This window comes from Virgibacillus dokdonensis (genome assembly GCF_900166595.1).
GTDB classification, from domain to species: domain Bacteria; phylum Bacillota; class Bacilli; order Bacillales; family Amphibacillaceae; genus Virgibacillus; species Virgibacillus dokdonensis.
In genome coordinates this window covers 62983-82422 of sequence record NZ_LT745763.1, presented here as the reverse complement: position 1 = coordinate 82422, position 19440 = coordinate 62983, and the positions used below count along the sequence as shown (strand labels likewise).

At 36.3% G+C, this 19440-nt stretch carries 18 protein-coding genes and 1 pseudogene; 14 read left to right on the top strand and 5 right to left on the bottom strand.

Features of this window, described 5'->3' with window-relative positions; translation table 11 throughout:
• Nucleotides 1–290: 290 nt before the first annotated feature.
• The 6 genes and pseudogenes from B2C77_RS02230 to B2C77_RS02205 all read left to right on the top strand — a co-directional run bounded on the left by B2C77_RS02230 (nucleotide 291) and on the right by B2C77_RS02205 (nucleotide 6638).
• Nucleotides 291–1215 (top strand): annotated as a pseudogene (locus tag B2C77_RS02230) (ABC transporter ATP-binding protein).
• 1 nt (nucleotide 1216) lies between these two features.
• Nucleotides 1217–2161, top strand: coding sequence for an ABC transporter permease (locus B2C77_RS02225; RefSeq protein ID WP_367112758.1), 945 nt, complete (start codon nucleotides 1217–1219; stop codon nucleotides 2159–2161).
• A 546-nt stretch (nucleotides 2162–2707) separates the two neighbouring features.
• Nucleotides 2708–3622: an ABC transporter ATP-binding protein gene (locus tag B2C77_RS02220; RefSeq protein WP_077702215.1), complete on the top strand. Its 915-nt coding sequence runs from the start codon at nucleotides 2708–2710 to the stop codon at nucleotides 3620–3622.
• Entirely contained in the window at nucleotides 3615–4568 is a 954-nt protein-coding gene (locus tag B2C77_RS02215; RefSeq protein ID WP_077702214.1) for an ABC transporter permease, read from the top strand. The genes B2C77_RS02220 and B2C77_RS02215 overlap by 8 nt, the downstream gene beginning before the upstream one ends.
• A gap of 386 nt (nucleotides 4569–4954) precedes the next feature.
• Nucleotides 4955–5443 (top strand): PTS sugar transporter subunit IIA, encoded by a 489-nt coding sequence (locus B2C77_RS02210; RefSeq protein ID WP_077702213.1) that lies wholly within the window; start codon nucleotides 4955–4957, stop codon nucleotides 5441–5443.
• A 373-nt stretch (nucleotides 5444–5816) separates the two neighbouring features.
• Complete coding sequence (locus tag B2C77_RS02205) at nucleotides 5817–6638, top strand: PRD domain-containing protein (protein WP_077702212.1); 822 nt, start codon at nucleotides 5817–5819, stop codon at nucleotides 6636–6638.
• Between the two features lie 83 nt (nucleotides 6639–6721).
• Here the strand turns inward: B2C77_RS02205 and B2C77_RS02200 are convergent, their stop codons facing one another.
• On the bottom strand, nucleotides 6722–8002 hold the full coding sequence (locus B2C77_RS02200) for a glycosyltransferase (protein ID WP_077702211.1): 1281 nt from the start codon (nucleotides 8000–8002) through the stop codon (nucleotides 6722–6724).
• A gap of 265 nt (nucleotides 8003–8267) precedes the next feature.
• Here B2C77_RS02200 and B2C77_RS02195 point away from each other — a divergent pair, with 265 nt between their 5' ends.
• From B2C77_RS02195 to B2C77_RS02175, 5 genes are all read left to right on the top strand, one after another.
• Nucleotides 8268–9038, top strand: a complete 771-nt coding sequence (locus B2C77_RS02195; protein WP_077702210.1) for a sporulation protein — start codon at nucleotides 8268–8270, stop codon at nucleotides 9036–9038.
• A gap of 335 nt (nucleotides 9039–9373) precedes the next feature.
• Nucleotides 9374–10114: an SIS domain-containing protein gene (locus tag B2C77_RS02190; protein WP_077702209.1), complete on the top strand. Its 741-nt coding sequence runs from the start codon at nucleotides 9374–9376 to the stop codon at nucleotides 10112–10114.
• Nucleotides 10115–10185: 71 nt separating this feature from the next.
• A complete protein-coding gene (locus tag B2C77_RS02185) occupies nucleotides 10186–10896 on the top strand; it encodes a GntR family transcriptional regulator (protein ID WP_077702208.1) in 711 nt (236 codons plus the stop codon).
• A gap of 319 nt (nucleotides 10897–11215) precedes the next feature.
• A complete protein-coding gene (locus tag B2C77_RS02180; RefSeq protein WP_077702207.1) occupies nucleotides 11216–12565 on the top strand; it encodes a glycosyltransferase in 1350 nt (449 codons plus the stop codon).
• A 362-nt stretch (nucleotides 12566–12927) separates the two neighbouring features.
• Entirely contained in the window at nucleotides 12928–14283 is a 1356-nt protein-coding gene (locus B2C77_RS02175) for a sodium/glutamate symporter (RefSeq protein ID WP_077702206.1), read from the top strand.
• 17 nt (nucleotides 14284–14300) lie between these two features.
• Here the strand turns inward: B2C77_RS02175 and B2C77_RS02170 are convergent, their stop codons facing one another.
• The 4 genes from B2C77_RS02170 to B2C77_RS02155 form a co-directional block, all read right to left on the bottom strand.
• The gene (locus tag B2C77_RS02170; protein ID WP_077702205.1) at nucleotides 14301–14669 is read right to left on the bottom strand and encodes a hypothetical protein; all 369 of its coding nucleotides are present in this window, start codon (nucleotides 14667–14669) and stop codon (nucleotides 14301–14303) included.
• A gap of 24 nt (nucleotides 14670–14693) precedes the next feature.
• Complete coding sequence (locus tag B2C77_RS02165) at nucleotides 14694–15212, bottom strand: acyl-CoA thioesterase (protein ID WP_077702204.1); 519 nt, start codon at nucleotides 15210–15212, stop codon at nucleotides 14694–14696.
• Nucleotides 15213–15536: 324 nt separating this feature from the next.
• Nucleotides 15537–16418: a LysR family transcriptional regulator gene (locus B2C77_RS02160; RefSeq protein ID WP_077702203.1), complete on the bottom strand. Its 882-nt coding sequence runs from the start codon at nucleotides 16416–16418 to the stop codon at nucleotides 15537–15539.
• Between the two features lie 461 nt (nucleotides 16419–16879).
• Entirely contained in the window at nucleotides 16880–17161 is a 282-nt protein-coding gene (locus B2C77_RS02155; protein WP_077702202.1) for a hypothetical protein, read from the bottom strand.
• 245 nt (nucleotides 17162–17406) lie between these two features.
• Here B2C77_RS02155 and B2C77_RS02150 point away from each other — a divergent pair, with 245 nt between their 5' ends.
• From B2C77_RS02150 to B2C77_RS02140, 3 genes are read left to right on the top strand one after another with little or no spacing between them, the layout of a single operon-like run.
• A complete protein-coding gene (locus B2C77_RS02150; protein ID WP_077702201.1) occupies nucleotides 17407–18054 on the top strand; it encodes a hypothetical protein in 648 nt (215 codons plus the stop codon).
• The gene (locus B2C77_RS02145) at nucleotides 18051–18794 is read left to right on the top strand and encodes a cytochrome c biogenesis CcdA family protein (RefSeq protein WP_077702200.1); all 744 of its coding nucleotides are present in this window, start codon (nucleotides 18051–18053) and stop codon (nucleotides 18792–18794) included. Before B2C77_RS02150 ends, B2C77_RS02145 begins: the two co-directional genes overlap by 4 nt.
• A gap of 12 nt (nucleotides 18795–18806) precedes the next feature.
• A complete protein-coding gene (locus B2C77_RS02140; protein WP_077702199.1) occupies nucleotides 18807–19412 on the top strand; it encodes a redoxin domain-containing protein in 606 nt (201 codons plus the stop codon).
• Nucleotides 19413–19440 lie beyond the last annotated feature (28 nt).

Genomic DNA, 19440 nt, shown 5'->3' with positions numbered 1-19440 from the left:
ACTTATCGTAGGGCGATTTCGTGAAGTCGCCTAGTTGCTGGGCGCTGGAGCCGGACGTGGCTAAATAACTTAGTAAGTTTATCCACAGATGCAAAATTAAGTAATTTCCTAGACAGTCAAAAAATCTTAGTAGAAATACATAAGCCAAGGAGGTGAAGTCATGAAAAAAGCGCTTATTACATCTGGTTTTGTTGCGGCATGCTTATCGGCGATAGTGCTCACTATTTTCAAACCAAAACGGCAAAATAGGAATCTTATTCGAACAACCTAACAACTATGGAGGTAACATAATGACAAGCGCAGCATTAGAATTAGTTCATTTGAAAAAAACCATCGGCAAAAAGGAAATTATTAAAGACCTTTCCTTATCGATTGAACCTGGAGAAGTATTTGGTTTCATTGGACCAAATGGCGCTGGGAAAACGACAACAATACGTATGATCGTCGGTTTAATTAGCATTACAGAAGGTGATGTACTCATTCAAGGGAAAAGTTCCAAAACAAATTTCAAAGACGCTATTAACGAAGTTGGAGCTATTGTGGAAAACCCAGAAATGTACCCATTCATGAGTGGATGGCAAAACGTAAAACATTATGCCCGTATGATGCCAAGAGTAACGAAAGAACGTATGCAAGAAGTAATTGAATTAATGGGGCTTGAAAAAGCCATTCACGAAAAAGTAGGGAAGTATTCATTAGGAATGCGCCAACGTTTAGGGATAGCTCAAGCCCTCCTACATAAACCATCCGTTTTAATACTGGATGAACCTACGAACGGTTTAGACCCTGCTGGAATTCGTGAAATTTCGTGAAATGCGTGACCATATTCGTCATTTAGCTAAAGAACAAAACGTTGCTATTATTATTTCCAGTCATTTACTTTCCGAAATTGAACAAATGTGTGATCGCATTGGAATTATTAAAAATGGAGAGCTTATAACGCTTCAACAAGTTGGAGAAACAGAAAATGATAATCCGCTCCATCATTTACAAGTAACTCCTATGAACCGAGCAAAACAAATATTACATGAACATCTTCAATTAGAGGTAACAGCGTTGGATGGGCGTCTATCATTTCGTTGCCAAAAAGAATCCGTTCCAAACATCATTAGCAAGCTGGTTGAAAACCATTGCGCTATCTATGAACTTACAACAGCACATAATTCATTAGAGGATCAATTCTTTGAACTGATTGGAGAGAATACCATTGAGTAGCATGTTAAAACTTATCCATAATGAACAAATAAAAATATATACAAAAAAATCAACCTGGCTTATGTATCTTATCTTAGCGGGGTTAATTTTCACATTCGCATTTAGTGTCCATTATTATGGTCCACCAAACGAAGAATACCAAGTTGACAACTGGCAACAAGTCTTGCAGGAAAAAAATCAAAACTTAGAACAGGAGATGCAAGAAGACGAATTTGCAAGAAGCAATAATCCTTATATTATTGAAAAAAACAACTATTATTTAGAGAACAATATGCAACCACCCGCATATGATGCTTGGAAATTTACAGGGGAAAATGCAGAATTGCTCACGTTTGTCAGTTTATTAGCTATTATTGTCGCTGCTGGAATTGTTGCTAACGAATTTCGTTGGGGTACCATTAAACTATTACTTATTCGTCCGATAAAGCGAAGTGGTATATTGCTCTCTAAATATATAGCTGTATTGTTATTCGCTTTATATACTGTAGCATTTCTATTTATAACCGCATGGCTCATTGGTGCCATTTTCTTTGGGGTGAACGACATAGACACAAGGCTTGTAATAAGCGCTAAAGACGGCTTCACGTCCATTCCGGTCATCAAAGATATATTTATGAATTACAGTTTTCAACTCGTCGATCTTGTTATGATGACTACGTTAGCATTTATGATTTCGACAGTGTTTCGTAATAGCTCATTAGCAATTGGAATTGCATTGTTTTTACTCATGGGTGGGGCTTCTATTGTTCAAATGCTTGCCGATAAGGACTGGGTAAGATACATCTTGTTTGCCAACACTGATTTGAGACAATATATAGCCGGCAACTCCCCCCTTACAGAAGATATGACATTAGGATTTTCAGTTACCGTTTTAATCGTCTATTATGTTATTTTTATCGTAACTTCATGGGTCGTATTTATAAAACGCGACGTTGCAGGACAATAGTTTTTTAGAAAAATTTGGCTTGTCGCCAAGTCTTATAACGAAAGCTGTAGTTTCTCTTATACTATAAACCTTAAAACTTTATACTTTCCTATAGTACCTGTAAACGGAGGGGATGCCCCCTCCTTATTTTTGTTTGAAAGTAGTCATTGTGTACACTATCCGTTCTTTCCCTCTTTCTTTTTTGGAACAAATCTACGTGTTACAAATAAATGAATCGTTTACATGACAATAATGAAAGGTAGATGTAAGAAAAAACATGTAAAAATTCCCTGGTACTTATGGTACTATTAGCTTACTCACTAGTTGATACGACATTCTTCTGAAAGGATGATAAGCAGATGAAGAAATTGATTATGACCCCTTTTGTATTTTTTGCAGGTTTAGCAATTATGATGATTGTTTTTATCGCTAAAAAATGGACAAACGTAACAAGTAAAAAGCAATAACTGTTGTGAAAATATAGGAAAAACCATTCCTTTCGCCATAAAGACTTGGTAATACAGGCTAAGTTTTTCTATTATATATGAATTAACGGAGGTTAAAGAAATGACTGTAGCAGCAATGGAGTTAGTCAATCTGAAAAAATCAATTGGCAACAAAGACATCATTAAGGGCCTATCCTTTTCAATAAATCGAGGTGAAGTATTTGGATTTATTGGACCAAACGGAGCTGGAAAAACAACGACCATTCGCATGATGGTTGGGTTGATTAATATATCTGAAGGCGATGTACTCATTCAAGGACATAGTATAAAAAAAGATTTTAAACAGGCTGTACGTGAAGTCGGTGCCATTGTTGAAAATCCGGAAATGTATCCATTTATGACAGGGTGGCAAAATTTAAAACATTATGCGCGTATGATGCCAGGTGTAACGGAAGAGCGTATGCTTGAAGTAGTTAAGTTAATGGGTATGGAAAAAGCAATCAAAGAAAAGGTTGGTAGATATTCTTTAGGAATGCGCCAACGTCTTGGAATCGCGCAAGCTCTCTTACACAAGCCGTCTATTTTAATTTTAGATGAACCGACAAATGGCTTAGACCCTGCTGGAATTAGAGAAATGCGCGCGCATATTCGCCATCTTGCCCAAGAAGAAAATGTGGCTGTTATTGTATCTAGTCACCTACTTTCCGAAATTGAACAAATGTGTGACCGCATCGGTGTGATTAAAAATGGCGAAATGGTTACACTACAGCAAGTTGGCGCTCAAGATAATGAGAATCTCGTTCACCAATTAACGGTTACACCAACTACGAAGGCAAAACAATTAATCCAAGAAGAATTCGCTTTACAAGTAGTAGAACAAGATGGAATACTATCTTTTCATTGTAAAAAAGAGCAGATGCCAGCAGTTATTAAAAGCTTAGTAGAAAACAACTGCTCCATTTATGAGGCGAATGTTGTAAATGGAACCTTAGAGGACCAATTCTTTGAACTGATTGGAGAGAACACCATTGAGTAGACTTTTTAAATTAATCCAGAATGAACAAGCAAAAATATATATTCGAAAATCGACTTGGATTATGTATATCATATTATTTGGAATTATCATTGCTGGTGCTTTTTTAACCGATAAATTCTCTGATTTAAATGAGGATTACCAAGGTGACGACTGGCGTGAAGTGCTTCAAGAAGAAAACAAAGATCTGCAAAAAGAAATGGAAAAAGATGAATATGCAGCATCTATGAACCCAGAAACAATTGCCAAAAACAATTATTATTTAGAAAACGATATACAGCCCGCTCCTTATGGTGTATGGAATTTTGTGGGGGAAAATTCGGGATTAATGATGTTAGTTAGCTTATTAACTATTATTGTAGCAGGTGGCATTATCGCCAATGAATTCCGCTGGGGTTCAATTAAATTACTACTTATTCGCCCTATTAGTAGAAGCGGAATATTATTATCCAAGTATTTAGCAACACTCCTATTTGGCTTATATACAACCATCTTTTTACTTATTATATCTTGGATTGTTGGGGCTATCTTCTTTGGTGTTGGAGATATGAACCCTGAAATTGTTAAACAAGCAGCAGATGGATTTACTTCTGTGTCGCTATTAGAAGAGACTTTCACGCAATATGGGTATCAATTAGTGCCACTTATCATGATGGCAACTCTAGCGTTTATGATTTCAGCTGTATTTCGTAACAGCTCTCTAGCAATCGGTATTTCCATTTTCTTAATGATGGGTGGAAATACATTTATTGGTTTCCTAGCAAAGAAAGAATGGGCCAAATACATTCTGTTCGCTAATCTCGATTTAAGTCAATTTGCGGACGGTAAGACACCTATGGTTAAAGGACTGACCTTAGAATTTTCCATTACGATGTTAGCTATTTATTACGTCGTCTTCTTAGCAATGTCCTGGATTATATTTACAAAACGCGATGTAGCTGGACAATAATAGCTCACAATAACCTTACATTCGTAGGAAGAATTGTTCTTTCGAATGTAAGGTTTTTATAAGAAGTTGAAAGTACATCTAAAGAAAGTTGATATTTATCGCGTTTAATGATATGATTGCGTTATCAAATAAACATTCGGATCACATGTTACTAACAGGATTAGGCATGGTGGTATGATAGAGTAACCTACCATTCAGGACTCTTGATACTGCCATGTCTTTTTTACGAATAATATAACGTATCGTGCATTCGAAAATGACTTGCTTTGTGATCCGGTTAACATAATACATGAATCCTGTTTCCAATTTTTTGCGAAACGTTTTATACTTTTTACCATAGATGCAACATTCCACCATAACAACTTATAGAAGAAGGAGTTAAGCTTATGTTTAAAAAACTGTTTAAAAAATCTAAAGAACAAATTATTTATGCCCCATTAAATGGTGATATTCTTCCACTCGAAGAAGTTCCCGATCCTGTCTTTAGTCAAAAAATGATGGGGGAAGGTATCGCTATCATGCCAAACGATGGCAAACTTGTCTCTCCAATAAATGGAAAAGTGGTACAAATTCCAGATACAAAGCACGCCATTGGCCTTGTTGGCGACGATGGTACTGAAATTTTGATCCATGTCGGTTTAGAAACTGTAGCACTGAAAGGAAAAGGATTTGATGTTAAAGTTCAAGCAGGTGATACAGTAAAACTAGGCGATCTGCTAATGGATATTGATTTAGCTTATATTAAAGAACATGCATCCAGCACAGTGACACCTATTATCATTACAAATAATACGGATGGAAGTAAACAGCTTAGCTATACAGATGAAACGAAAAGTATAGCACAAGAAACCGCTCTAATAACGGTTACTTCCTAACATACAAAACAAGAGTACTGTAACTACAGCCTAGCTTCGCTCTCTATGTCCTAGGTTGCATAAATCATATAACAAAGGCGCAAGCGTCCGTTTAGCAACGTAGCGACTGGAGCGAATCAACTAAAGTTTAAGGAAGCCTGTCACTAAATCAGGAGTATGCCGACGCCCTAAGGCAAGCCCGTTTTTTAGTCGGCTTCCCTCTTTAGCACGAACCGACGGTGACGTATCATAGGGCGATTTCGTGAAGCCGCCTAGTTGCTAAGCGTTGGAGCCGGACGTGGTATTCCGTTAAATCGGTATCCCAAAGCAACAAACTTTATACTTTCTTATCATATTAGAAAAACGACCTGTCTTTTAAAGGAGATGTCTTCCGGTGAGAATCACAAAGATACTTAATAATAATGCTGTAATAGTAACAGATGGCAATCAAGAAAAAATAGCAATTGGCGCTGGGGTCGCTTTTAATAAACAAAAGAAAGATATTGTTAATCCATCCAAGATTGAAAAACTGTTTGTTGTTAAAGAAAATGAAAAATTACAAGAATTAATTATGCGTATACCGGAAGAACATCTACTTATCTCTGAAGAAATTATCGCTTATGCTGAACAGCAATTAGGAACAAGTCTAAATGAGCATATTGTGTTAGCTTTAACAGATCATCTTTCTTTTGCCATTGAACGTACGAGAGAGGGAATATACTTACAAAATAAACTATTGCAAGAAATAAAGATGATGTATCGTGAAGAATTTAATATTGGAATTTGGGCCATTGAACATGTAAAAGAGAAGTTGCAGATTGAGCTACCAATGGATGAAGCCGCATTTATAGCACTCCATGTCCACACAATGAAGATTAAAGGAGGTGATTTACATGAAACAGTAAAACAAACGGCAATTGTCAAAGATATGATTGATAGCATTCAACACAACTTAAATATTACCTTTAACGAAAACAGCCTCGCATTTGAACGGTTAATGACGCATTTACGTTTTGCCTTAAATCGAGTCCATCATTATGAAGCCCACTCATTAGATGAAGAGATGCTCGAGATGATTAAAAAGAAATTCAAACGCTCTTATCGTAGTGCGATGAACGTAGCAAAAAAAGTAGCCACAAACCATGGAATTGAATTACCCGAGGAAGAACTTGGCTACATTGCATTACACATCGAGCGGTTGAAAAAATTCCAATAACATAACTTTGCTTTTAGGGAACCTTCTAGGATTTTGAGTTCTGATCTATTTAAATTTTTCATCAAAATTTTATACTTTGTTTATTAATTGATCAGTTCTTGCTTCATAGTAAATCTTTGTTCAATTAATTGGAATGAACTTAGCAGTGATTCCACAAAATTTTCATCTGAAAATATTTTTTTCAGATGATCTGCTTGTAAATTACGGACATATCGTTTTTCCTTATAGATTCTTCTTAAAATACTTTCTAATTGATTTGGTCTGTAATCAAATTTATCCTCATCAGAAAAATACATCGAGGCCTCTACTAAGCTAGAATTAGGAGTAATTGTATAAACACCCATCATAGCAGCTTCTAATGGCGTTATTCCTAGTGTTTCATATCTAGAAGTACACAAAAAAGTTGCTTTATTACGGACTAATTTAAACAAACTGTACAATTCATTTTGTGGCAAAGTTTGAATGATAAGAAAATGTTGTTTCAAGTGTTCAGGTATTAAATTTATTAATGCTACTCTTCTCTCTCCTTTATCTTTTGGATCACCAGCTATCAAAACCTTAATAGGTATACCACTATCTAGAGATTTTACCAAAGACGTAATTAAAAACTCCAAATTCTTAAAGTAATCAATTCTTGCAACAGTCGATATGATTAGCATTTCATTTTTCTTGACTGAAATAAATTTAAAGATTTTATCCATTAAAGTTATCTCTTTAACGTTTGGTAAAGCAATAGGGGGAACTATCTTAAAGATGTTTTTCTCGTCAATCCCTTTTTTCATAATAAAGTTTTTTTGAAGTTCTGAATGCTGCAAAACAAATACATTTTCTTTTCTGTTAAGAGCTAACAAGCCTTCTTTTTGTTGCCTAGTTAGATGACAAGCCTTTTCTTTGGACTCAAACGCTATATATGATTCTGAGGCTGAATAATGATTGATAAAATCTTCTACAAAAGGCCCGTGATGTGTGACGCAGCATGGTACATGTTGAGGATGATATTTTAATAGTGTATCCGTTTGGTAGTATACGATAGGAAGGGAAAATGGTGATGACATCAACATTATTCTAGAAATTGCCGCTTCTAAAACATTTTTTATTAAAAACGTTTCTATATTAAAATTAAACTTCATTGTAATTACAATGTGATTTTTAATGTATTTTTCCTCAAGTACAGGGTAGGTTAAAGACTCATCTCTTTTATATAAAATCAATCCAGCATACCTATTATTTTTGTATAAGCAATCCATCACATTCATTGTAAACGAGGTAGCCCCTACTTTTGCAGTAAAATTCCAAGTAGAGGGAAAGTATTTTTCGTTTAAAACAATGATACCTTGAAAAGCGCCTTTTTTATACTTATTCATATTTGCACTCCCTTATATCGAGCAAATTTCATACAACCAAATATTACCAACTAAAAATTGATTTGTCAATATTCTACCAAATCAAACAAAACTTAAAACGAAAATTTGTAAACTTTCCTATAAATATATCGATTTTTCATTTATACTGTAGGAAAGGATAAAAAATCCAGTGTTTTTAATATTCAATAAAATCGGCTTGTCGCCAAGTATTGATAGCGACAAGCCACATTTCTTATTCTACAAAAGAACAGAGAGGAGTATACATATGTTTAAAAAATTGTTTCATTCTATTGGTATTGGTTCTGCACAAGTTGATGCTAAAATAGACACTGAGGACTTTAAACCTGGGGAAACGGTGGAAGGTGTCTTAGACATAGAAGGAGGCAATTCGGAACAGCGAATTGACCAAGTTTATGTAACCGTTGCAACAAATTATACGTCAGAAATAGGGGATAATGAAGATGATAATGTGCGGCATGTACTGGGACGCTTTAAGCTTACAGACGAATTTGTTATTCAAGAAGGCGAAAAGAAGTCGATCCCTTTTAGCTTCCAACTACCTGTACGTACACCAGCAACTTTAGGAAAAACAAGGGTTTGGTTGGAAACAGGCATGGATATTAAAAAAGCGCTTGATCCAAGAGATAAAGACCACATCCACGTTGATCCACACCCATTAGTTGACGCTTTCCTTGATGCCGCAGACAGCTTCGGATTGGAATTAAAAGAAGTAGAATGTGAGTTCACCCCCATCTCCTTTGGATTAAGAAAGGAGTTTCCGATAGTTCAAGAATTTGAATTTAAGCCAGAGGAAGGGAAATATAAACGGAAACTTGATGAATTAGAAGCTTTATTTTTTGTCTACGAATCAGAGGTTGTAGCCGTTATCGAAGTTGATCGAAAAATGAGAAACGATGATCATCCGCTCGCAGAAAATTTTGATTTAGATGAAAGCAACGTTGTACTACGCTATGGATTTGATGATGTGGATGATTTGCCAGAGAAACTAGAGGCTCTTATTGAGAAAAATCTCTAGTAATGCTAGTGCTACAACAACTTATATCGAAATAAACAATGGACAACTTAAATAAAGGTATTAGAGAGCTTTAAATCCTCTTAGACAAAGGATTCGAAGCTCTTTTTTTAAATTAGTTTTGTTTCTTCGCTGCTATAACTGGTTGTAGCTTTGAATAAGCCTCATGTCAAATCATACAATCAATGGCAATCCATACAGTACATAATGTGCGGAATAAACACAATACTTGCTTTCTTAAAGCTATACACGGTTATGTTAAGAAAATCACCAATTAACTTGACATGTATTAAACACATGTTATAACATGTACACATAACATCAAAGGAGGAATAGGCATGCAGACAAAAGAAGAAATTGTTCGCTATCTAAATTATTTAACAGACACTTGGAAATCTGTAGAAGAAAATGAGGTTGACGCTATAGAAAAAGCAGCCGACCTGATCTTCCAAAGCTGTAAACAAGGTGCTCGATTTTATGTATTTGGTTCAGGTCATTCCCATATGGTAGCTGAAGAAATATATATTCGAGCTGGTGGATTAGCATATGTAAAAGGTATGTTGCCTCCAGAACTTATGTTACATGAGATGCCAAATAAAAGTACGTATTTAGAAAGACTGGATGGATATGCAAAAAGTATGTTGAACTTATACAAGGTGGATGGCAAAGATACGTTAATGGTCGTTTCAAATTCTGGCAGAAATAATGTTCCTGTAGAAATGTGTTTAGAAGCAAAAAAACTAGGCGCCAGTGTAGTTGCTCTAACATCCATGGATCATTCCACCAATGTATCCTCCAGACATGCTTCAAATAAAAAAATGTACGACATTGCAGATGTAACCATCGATAATCACGCTCCTAAAGGGGATGCAGCGTACATGATGGAAGGTGTTCATACGGGGTTAGGACCAACATCTGATTTTACAAGTATCGGGATTGCCCAAGCAATCATTATAGGCGTTATTTACAAGTTAAAAGAAGCTGGTTTAGAAGTACCTGTTTTTAAAAGCTCAAACGTAGATGGCGCTGATAAATACAATGAAAAAATCTTTGATACCTACTATGGATATTGGAAATAGTGCATTTTATAATCCATTTCTTATGCATGATACAATGAAGCTATTAGATTATTGAAAAGGAATGCAATGATATGAAATCGAATGTAGCGAAATACCAAATCGTAAAACAGTATATTTTAGAGCAAATTGAAAAAAGAATTTATCAGCCGCATCAATTAATTGAATCAGAATTAGAATTAGCAGAAAAGCTTAACGTCTCTAGAATAACGGTAAGAAAAGCATTGGAAGAATTAGTGAATGAAAAAGTGTTATCTAAGAAAAAAGGAGTTGGAACATTTGTAAACCCCCTACCTAAATATTTAGGTTTTAAGCCAGGAATAGGCTTTACTTCTGAAGCAAAAAACAGAGGGCTAACTCCTTCAACTAACTTGTTGCGGCTTGCTAAAGTAGCTGCGGAGGAAGATCAAGCTACAGATATGCAAATGCATGTAGGTGATCCGTTGTGGCTTGTCGAACGAATTCGCTATGCGAATAATGTAGCAGTGTCTTACGAGTTAGAGTATTTTGATTACCACTTAGTCGGAGAATTAACCGAAGACATTTGTAAGCAATCCATTTATGAACATTTAAAAGAAAAAGGAATCGAATACGAATATGTCGATCAAAGGATTTCAGCTCTATTAGCTGATAAAGCCTCTGCGCAGCATTTAAACGTTCCGATTGGCTCACCGCTTATTGACATAAAAAACATTGCCTATTTAAAAAATGGAAAGCCTTTTAATCTCGGCTTCGCATTGTACCAAACAGATTCATTTCATCTCATGCATACCGTGTATCGCTAGTACAAAACAAAGGCTCGGCGCCCGTTTAACAACATAGCGAGTGGAAAGCATCAACGAAAGATTTAGGAATTATGCCACTAAAACAGGAGTATGCCAACGTAGGGCGGGAAGCTCGTTTTTAGTCGTCCTTCCTCTTAGTCACGAACCTTATGATGACTTCGCGAAGTCGCCTACCTAGTTGCTGGGCGCTGGAGCCGGACGTGGCTATTCCGTTATGTTGTTATACACAAGCATCTAATTTTATATTTTCCTATAATGCAAGAGTGAAAGCGAACCACACATTTTGGGTATCAAGCCTAATTCCAAAGGAGAGTTCCATATGAAAGTGATACTGCTATGTAGCGATTATGAGGAAAAACTATTCCCTTACGATAAATGGCAACCCGCTTGTTTAGAAGTTTTAAATGTTTCTAATATTATTCATCAGGTTGATTTTTTTATAAAAAATGGCATAAACCCCAAGGATATACATGTGTTTTTAGGACATCAACCAAAGCAAGTCACCCATCTATTATGGAAATATTCGGGTATTCAGCTGCATGGTAATTTTAACGATTTCCGAAGCTTCTTAGCTGGAATCTATCCAAGCTTAGATGAAAAAACGGTCATTGTAAAATCAGACTATGTCTTTGTTAACGAAGATCTCAAGAAAATACTACATCATCATGCCGAAGATTCCGTATTATTAACAGAGAAGAAAGAAAGCACAGAAGCCATCTGCGCCAACGTAGAAAATGATGACATTCAATATTTCTTAGGACATCCTAGGGATCGTTATGTTACACATCAAGTAGCAGGGGTGTATTGTTTAAGTAAAGCCGCATTACAATATATCATTCATAGTTCAGATGGCTTCGAAAAAAGAATTTCTGGTTCCATGATTCCAGATTCGTTTTTCATTGAAAACGGATTGAATCAGTATTTGGATGATGGATCACAAATAAAATGTAAGCTTGCCGAGAATGAAGTTTTTCAACTGAGGTTTTCTTGGGACATTTTAAATGCTAATGTGTATCATTTGGATTTGCTGGTTAAGCAAATGACAGAAAATGATATTAGCCCAAGTGCAAAAATAGATAAAACAGCTTCTATTCATGGTGTTATAAAAATTGGCGACCACTCTTATGTAGGGAAAAATGTGGTCGTAAATGGGAACCTCATCGTAGGCGATCATGTGGTCATTGATAATGGAGCCATTTTAAATGGAAACATACTCATTGGCGACCATTCTTATGTGAAGGACCACGCAAAAATGGAAGGACCAACTGTCATCGGCAAAGAGAATAAATTTGGACATAATGCAGAATTTAAAGGGGTTTCTATGAAAGGCGTTTCTGCTGTTCATTATAGCGAGATGTTTGGTGTCATCGGACGATATGTCGACATTGCAGCAGCGTGCGTAGCTGGGATTTTAAGATTTAATGATACAAAACAGCCGCACAACATGACAGGTCGGATTTACACGCCGGAGAATTCAAATGCGATTTTTATAGGAGATTATACTCGCACAGGTATTAATAACGTTTTCTTTCCAGGTGTCAAAGTTGGCAGTAATTCCGCTTTATATCCTGGGCTTAATGTAGAAAAAGACGTCGCCCATGAAACCTTAGTCATAAAGAAACAAGAAATCATTGAAAATAGATGGGATGCAAAGAGATACGGCTGGTAGAATCAACCATTAACAAGTGCATTTTCAAGAAGCCGTTAAGGGATCTTTCCCCTAAACGGCTTGTAAAATTCTCGATTATAATTTATGGAAGTCCGTACCTTATCTCCAGAATTCATTTACCGACAGAAAATTGCTCCTTATACAGCATTTTACAAAAACCGATGCTTTTATCAAATTTCCCCTATTATTAACAACATTACATCATTTATCGAAAAGGCCCATAACATGTCATTTTATGATATAATGAGTTGCCTGCACGCTTGAAAACCTCGCATTATTAGTAAGTCATCATTAATTTCGTACACATTTCGCAACAAACTCTAATTATTATTTTACAAAAATTTCGATAAGGGGGAATTTTATTGGAAAATTTCACAATTTGGTCTTTCATGATTGATCTTAGCATTATTTCTGGATTACTTTTGGTCGGAACTATTTTACGAGCAAAAGTAAAATGGATTCAAGCTTTATTTCTACCTGCTAGTATGATTGCAGGATTTCTCGGACTTGCATTTGGTCCAAGTGGCTTTGGTATATTACCTTTCTCCAATCAATTTAGCGCTTATCCTGGGTTACTCATTGCTGTCATTTTTGCTGCTATCCCAATTGGCGCAGCAAAAGTACACTTATCTGAAGTGTTTCACCGCGTTCGCAATATGTTCTCTTATTCCATGATCCTTACCCTATCCATGTGGGGGATTGGTGTTCTTTTTGCATTGCTTATTTTAAATCCCATCTTTTCAGACTTACCTAGCGGGTTCGGTCTCGTCTTAGGTGCAGGGTTTTTAGGTGGACATGGTACAGCAGCAGCAATTGGCGAAGGATTAGCTCATGCTGGCTGGAAAGAAGCAATGGATTTAGCGATGACCTCTGCAACCGTAGGCATTCTCATTGCAGTATTAGGTGGACTATTTCTTATTAAGCATAGTACTGAAAAAGGAAAAACGAAATTTATTACGAGCTTTAAGGACCTTCCTACTGAGTTAAAATCTGGGCTTATACCTAAATCCAAACGTTTCCATATGGGACAAGAAACTGTGTCATCCAGTTCTATCGACCCCCTTGTACTACACTTGGCGATTATCGCCTTTGTCATTGGTGTATCCTATTGGATTACAAATATTCTGTCAGATTTAATACCATCTGTTTCCGTGCCACTATTCAGTGTTGCCTTTGTTCTGGGTTTATTGTTTCAAGCAATTAGCCGGAGAGTAAAATCAGATGAATATATTGACCAACGTGTAATGGAGCGAATTGGCGGAACAGCTACAGATTTTCTCGTCGCTTTCGGTATTGCATCAATTAACATCACTGTCGTTATCGACTACGCTTTACCGCTACTTTTCTTATTCGCCTTCGGAACAATTTGGGCATATGTATTATTCCATTTTGTTGGCCCCAATATATTTAAAGATTTTTGGTTAGAAAAATCTATTTTTGGTTGGGGATGGAGTACTGGCACTGTCGCTATGGGACTAGCTCTATTACGTATTGTCGACCCTGAACTTAAGAGTCGTACTCCAGAAGATTATGCTCTTGCTTATATTGGTGTCGCCCCTGTTGATATTATCATCGTAACCTTTGCTCCAATCTTATTTGGACTCGGATTTACTTGGGTTATCCCTCTTGTACTCCTACTTGGAGCTGCAGTAATTATTGCCATTTACAAGTATGCAGGCTGGTGGGGACAAAGTAAACATGAAAACACGCCTAGCTAAACTGGCGTGTTTTTCATCTATACAACGGCTGGGCCGACTAAAGAAATGGGTTGTTTACCTAAAATTAATTCACATATCTTTCCATAACCGATTTGTTTATAAGCGCCTAAGAGTGCCTTAATATCTTGTGATTTCGGGTCTTCTTTTAATTTGTTAATCTCCCGTTTATACACATTTAATATATAATCATCATTAACTTGTGGTCGATACTTACTTGGATCCTCGTCCATGATGAGACAACCCATATATTGAAAATTAAACTGTAGCTGTCTCGTAAATTGAATGATTCGTTTGAATTGCTTATATTCTTCTGGTTTAGTTGCTCTAAATGACGCGATTGCACGTTTCGCATCTAATAATTCCTCATAGCTAGAAGTAATGATCATTGAAAACCTCTCCTTTTCTTCCCTTTATTCATCCCAAGGTTTTTTAATAGAAAGTTTAGCAACTAAATCCTTATTTTGTTGTCGTTTTAATCGACGAATTTTGGCTCTTTCTTCACCAGTCTCATAAAGAAACTTTTCCTCTTCTGTTTCTGGAATTACTTTTGGAACTTCGATCGGCTTTTTATTTTCATCTAAAGCAACAAACGTTAAAAACGCTGTAGCCGCTATTCGACGTTCAGCAGTAATCATATCTTCAGCAATGACTTTACAGAAGATTTCCATGGAGCTTTTTCCTGTATAGGCTACAAAGGATTCTATACAGACAGAATCGCTTTGACGAATAGGCGAGTTAAAATTAACAGAGTCCGTAGATGCTGTCACACATTCTTTGACTCTTGCATGTCTCCTTGCTGACAAGGTGGCACATGCATCTAATTTCTTCATTAACACTCCGCCAAACAACGTGTGATAATTGTTTAAGTCATTAATTAACACTTGGTCATTTTGAATGATCCGTGTATCCTTGCTTCTTTTCGCATGCATTGTATCACCTTATCTATTCAATTTCAGCTTCTCATCTATTATAATTCCCGTTGACCGTAAGCGTAAAATGCCAATATCCCATACATCACATAACAAACTGTTATGTAAACGCTTTACAAACAGAAGATATACGCTTCTCTGTAATTAATTCCACATTTTTAAGCAACACTGTAAGGATGTTCTTTTCGGTAAAATTTTCCGTTTCCAACTTAATAAAAGAACTGCATTTTGGAGACAAAAACTAGACCACATGTAAAAAGACTTGGCTTATCACCAAGTCTATGTCGCGCTGAAACGCCTTCGTTTTGCTTATAAACCTAATACTTAATAGTGCAATTTTTCTTCAGCAAAATGGATAAATTCCTTTATAACATAAGACAAATTAGAATCTCGCCTCCAAATTAAAGCTAGCTTCCATTCCATTGCAGGGTTCGTTACTGGTACAGAAGTGACTTCTCTCGTCAGCTCCTGACATGTGCTATCTGGTAGTATAGCAACGCCGATATTCGAAGCTACCATTTCCTCGATAAAATCCAGCTGCGATGTTTCTAATATAATTTTTGGCTTAAACCCTGCTTCTTGGCAAGCCTTTACGATACTGTCACGTAGGGCAAAGTCTTTATTAAACATAATAAACGCTTCTTCTTCTAGTTCATGTAACGTCATACTTTTTCGTCGAGCGAACCTATGACTCGTTGGAACAACTAACTTTAGCCCTTCATGTATAAAAGTATGGCAAGCAAAATCTCCGTAAGTTGCCGGCAAAACAACAACCCCCAAGTCCAATTCACCTTGATGCACTTTTTCTTCAATTCGTTTTGAACCATCTTCCTCTAACTGAAACGTTATATCTGGGTATTGGCGATGAAATGGTGCAATTAATTGCGAAAAGAAAAACCCATTTGTAATCGAAGGAAGGCCAATTCGCATATGTCCTTTTTTCAGTTGCTTAAATTGACCTAAATTCGATAATAACGTTTGATATTCAGCTTCTATACTTTTCGCGTGCTGATACACGACCTGCCCTTCCTCCGTTAGCACAAGCTTCTTTCTAGAACGAATGAACAACGTCGTTCCAAGCTCTTCTTCGAGCGATTTAATAATTCGACTGATCGCAGGTTGCGTTATATATAGTTGATTCGCAGCCTGCGTGAAGCTTCCGGTCTTCGTTACCTCCATAAAATACTGTAGATGTTTGATCTCCACTTTTCTGCCCCGCTCCCTTAATGAATAATTGCTAGTTAAAGGAAGTTCTTAAACCTACTCACCTAGACATCTAAACTGCTGTCAGCCTACACAAGGAAAAGCCAAATCTATGAGTATAAAGGCTAAATAACAACAATTAATGCCTGGTTCGTTTAGATCCTTTTCTGCTACGAACAATCCATCGATAATATAATTAGAAAAACTTGGCTTGTCACCAATTCCTATGGAGAAAGCTGTAGTGTTTCTTATACTATCGTTCGCCCACTTATATGTAATCCCCCATTTTATAACAGCCCAGCATATAACCAATTTAATATGGAGAAAGCTGTGATTTCCTTATACTAAACAACCCTGTTCTATTGTAGAAAAGCAATCCATCGAGCTACTCAACCTCCTCGCTGTATTCGTATCACGTAAACATGTAAAGTAAACCTTTCTCCTACCTAAGGCATTACCCTATATTATTTAAAATACTCCTGAAAGATTTGAATAAATTCTTCTGGAGATGAATCCACTGTATATGTGTATACACCTTGTAATGAGTGTAAATATAAAATTCCCCCTTGGTTAGACACAGGACGATAGGAAAAATCTAACACATTGTCGATAGGAAACTCGCGCCTTTGTGTAACGACCTTATTCGTATACAAATATAACATCCGTTCCTGCTTGATATCCTCTTGCTGTAGACTTGATACTACTCTTTCCATTTTAAAGTAGGCTTGCTTTGCAATAAGGGTCATCAAATCAGGCTCCTTTTAATAAGCTGTGTAAAGCATTATGTTATATCATAACTAATATAATAGTAACATAATTCATTCTTTTTCAGCTTTCTAATGTATTATTACTTCATCTGTATCAAATTCCAATAATATATAAAGCGATACCTTTTAACGAAACATCTATTTTTTCTTTTTCTCTTTCATCAAACTTTCACATTTCTTACTTATACTATCATCAGATTCGTTTGAAATTTGGAGGAAAACATATGCCATCAACTACGGTGTTAATGAGCCTTGCAGCCAATGTCATCAGCTTTTCTATTGGATTACTAGCGTACTACCTAAGTAGCAACCTGTCGAGTAAGGATAAACGAAAAAATGTAGAACACATCATTTCCTATTTAATTAATCTCATTTTATTCATTTGGGTGGCTAAAATTATTTTACAATTGCCATTATTTCTCTCTGACCCAATTGCCGTTTTAGCATATCCAAGTGATGCCCAAGCTTTTTATCTTGCATTACTTTTATTAACCATACAAATGACGTACCAAGTTAAAAAAAGTGGATTGCAGTTGCAAAACTTACTAATAAACGCCATTCCTGTCATATTGGTAGCTTCTTTTACTTACCAATTTATCGATATCGTTTGGCAAGATAATTCCTTAGCGTGGGGTAATTTTATCCTTATGTTGCTTCTTTTACTCATCTATCTATTGGTTAAAGATAGAATGCAAAGCACTATGCTTTTCCTATACTTAACCGTCATTTGGACGATTGGGAAACTTATTCTTAGCTATATACTACCATTTACTACAATTTTCAATTATATGATCCACCCACTTTTCTTTGTCATGGTTGGGTTGATTCATATCTGTATTTTTTTATTTAAACGAAAGAAGGTGTCTTCATGACAGCAGCAGCAGATTTAACAATATGGTTAGCGTTAGGAGCAGGAATGCTTTCTTTTCTTTCTCCTTGCACATTACCTATCTTTCCAGCCTATCTATCCTACATAACTGGAATGAGTGTGAAAGAATTAGAAACGAATAACAATGTAAAGATTAGAAGTAAGCTACTTATTCATGCGATTTTCTTTTTGTTTGGCGTATCTCTCATATTTATTAGTCTCGGTATTGGTGTTTCTTTCTTGGGGCAATGGATTCAAGGGCTTTTAGCTGGAGAGTCTGGAGATTTCATTCAGCGAATTGCCGGCATTTTCATTATTGTCATGGGCTTATTTGTTGGTGGCTGGTTAAAAATCACTTCCTTTATGAAAGAGAAACGATTTCGCTTTGCAAGTAAACCGGTAGGATATTTAGGTACAGTGTTTGTAGGGATGGGGTTTGCAGCAGGTTGGACGCCATGTATTGGTCCTATTTTTGCGTCCATTTTAATTGTCGCAGCAGCTAACCCGACACAGGGAGCTTGGTACACGATATTTTATGTCATCGGATTTGCACTTCCTTTTCTTATCCTTACTTTCTTTCTTGGTTCTACAAGATGGATCGTTAGATATAGTGGAATTATTATGAAAATCGGTGGAGTTATCATGATTCTCATGGGTATTCTACTATTTACAGGCTTCATGCCACGAATTTCTGCGTTTTTATTAAACCTCGTTCAAGATACTTGGTTAACCAACTTAGGATAGGAGGAAAGATTTATGAAAAAAGCAATTTTGATTATTATTATAATGGGCATGTTCTCGTGGGCGTTATACGATTTTGTATTGTCATCCAACGATACTGCAGAACAAGTAGATGCGCCCCCTGCTGGAAGTGGCAATCAAATCACGACACAAGAAAATCAAACAAGTGAAACGGAAAAAACAGGGGATTCCAGTGAAGTTGGCTTAGAGGTCGGTAATCTCGCTCCTGATTTCAATTTGTCTACAATGGACGGAGAATCGATTCAATTATCCGAATTACGCGGTGAACGTGTGATGGTGAACTTCTGGGCTACGTGGTGTCCGCCTTGTCGAGCAGAGATGCCAGATATGCAAAAATTCTATGAAAATAAGGATATAAATATTTTAGCTGTTAACTTAACAGAAACAGAAAGTGATTTAATGACGATCCAGAACTTCGTCACTGATTTTGAACTTACGTTTCCCATTTTAAAAGACGAAAATACAGAAGTTGCAAATACCTACCAAATTCAGCCTATCCCGACTACTTTTATGGTCGACAGTAATGGTATTATTCAATACAAAGCATTTGGAGCTATGAACTATGATCTAATGGTACAAGAGTTTGAAAAAATGGAGTAAAGAAAGCTGTACGAAACAAATAGAACAA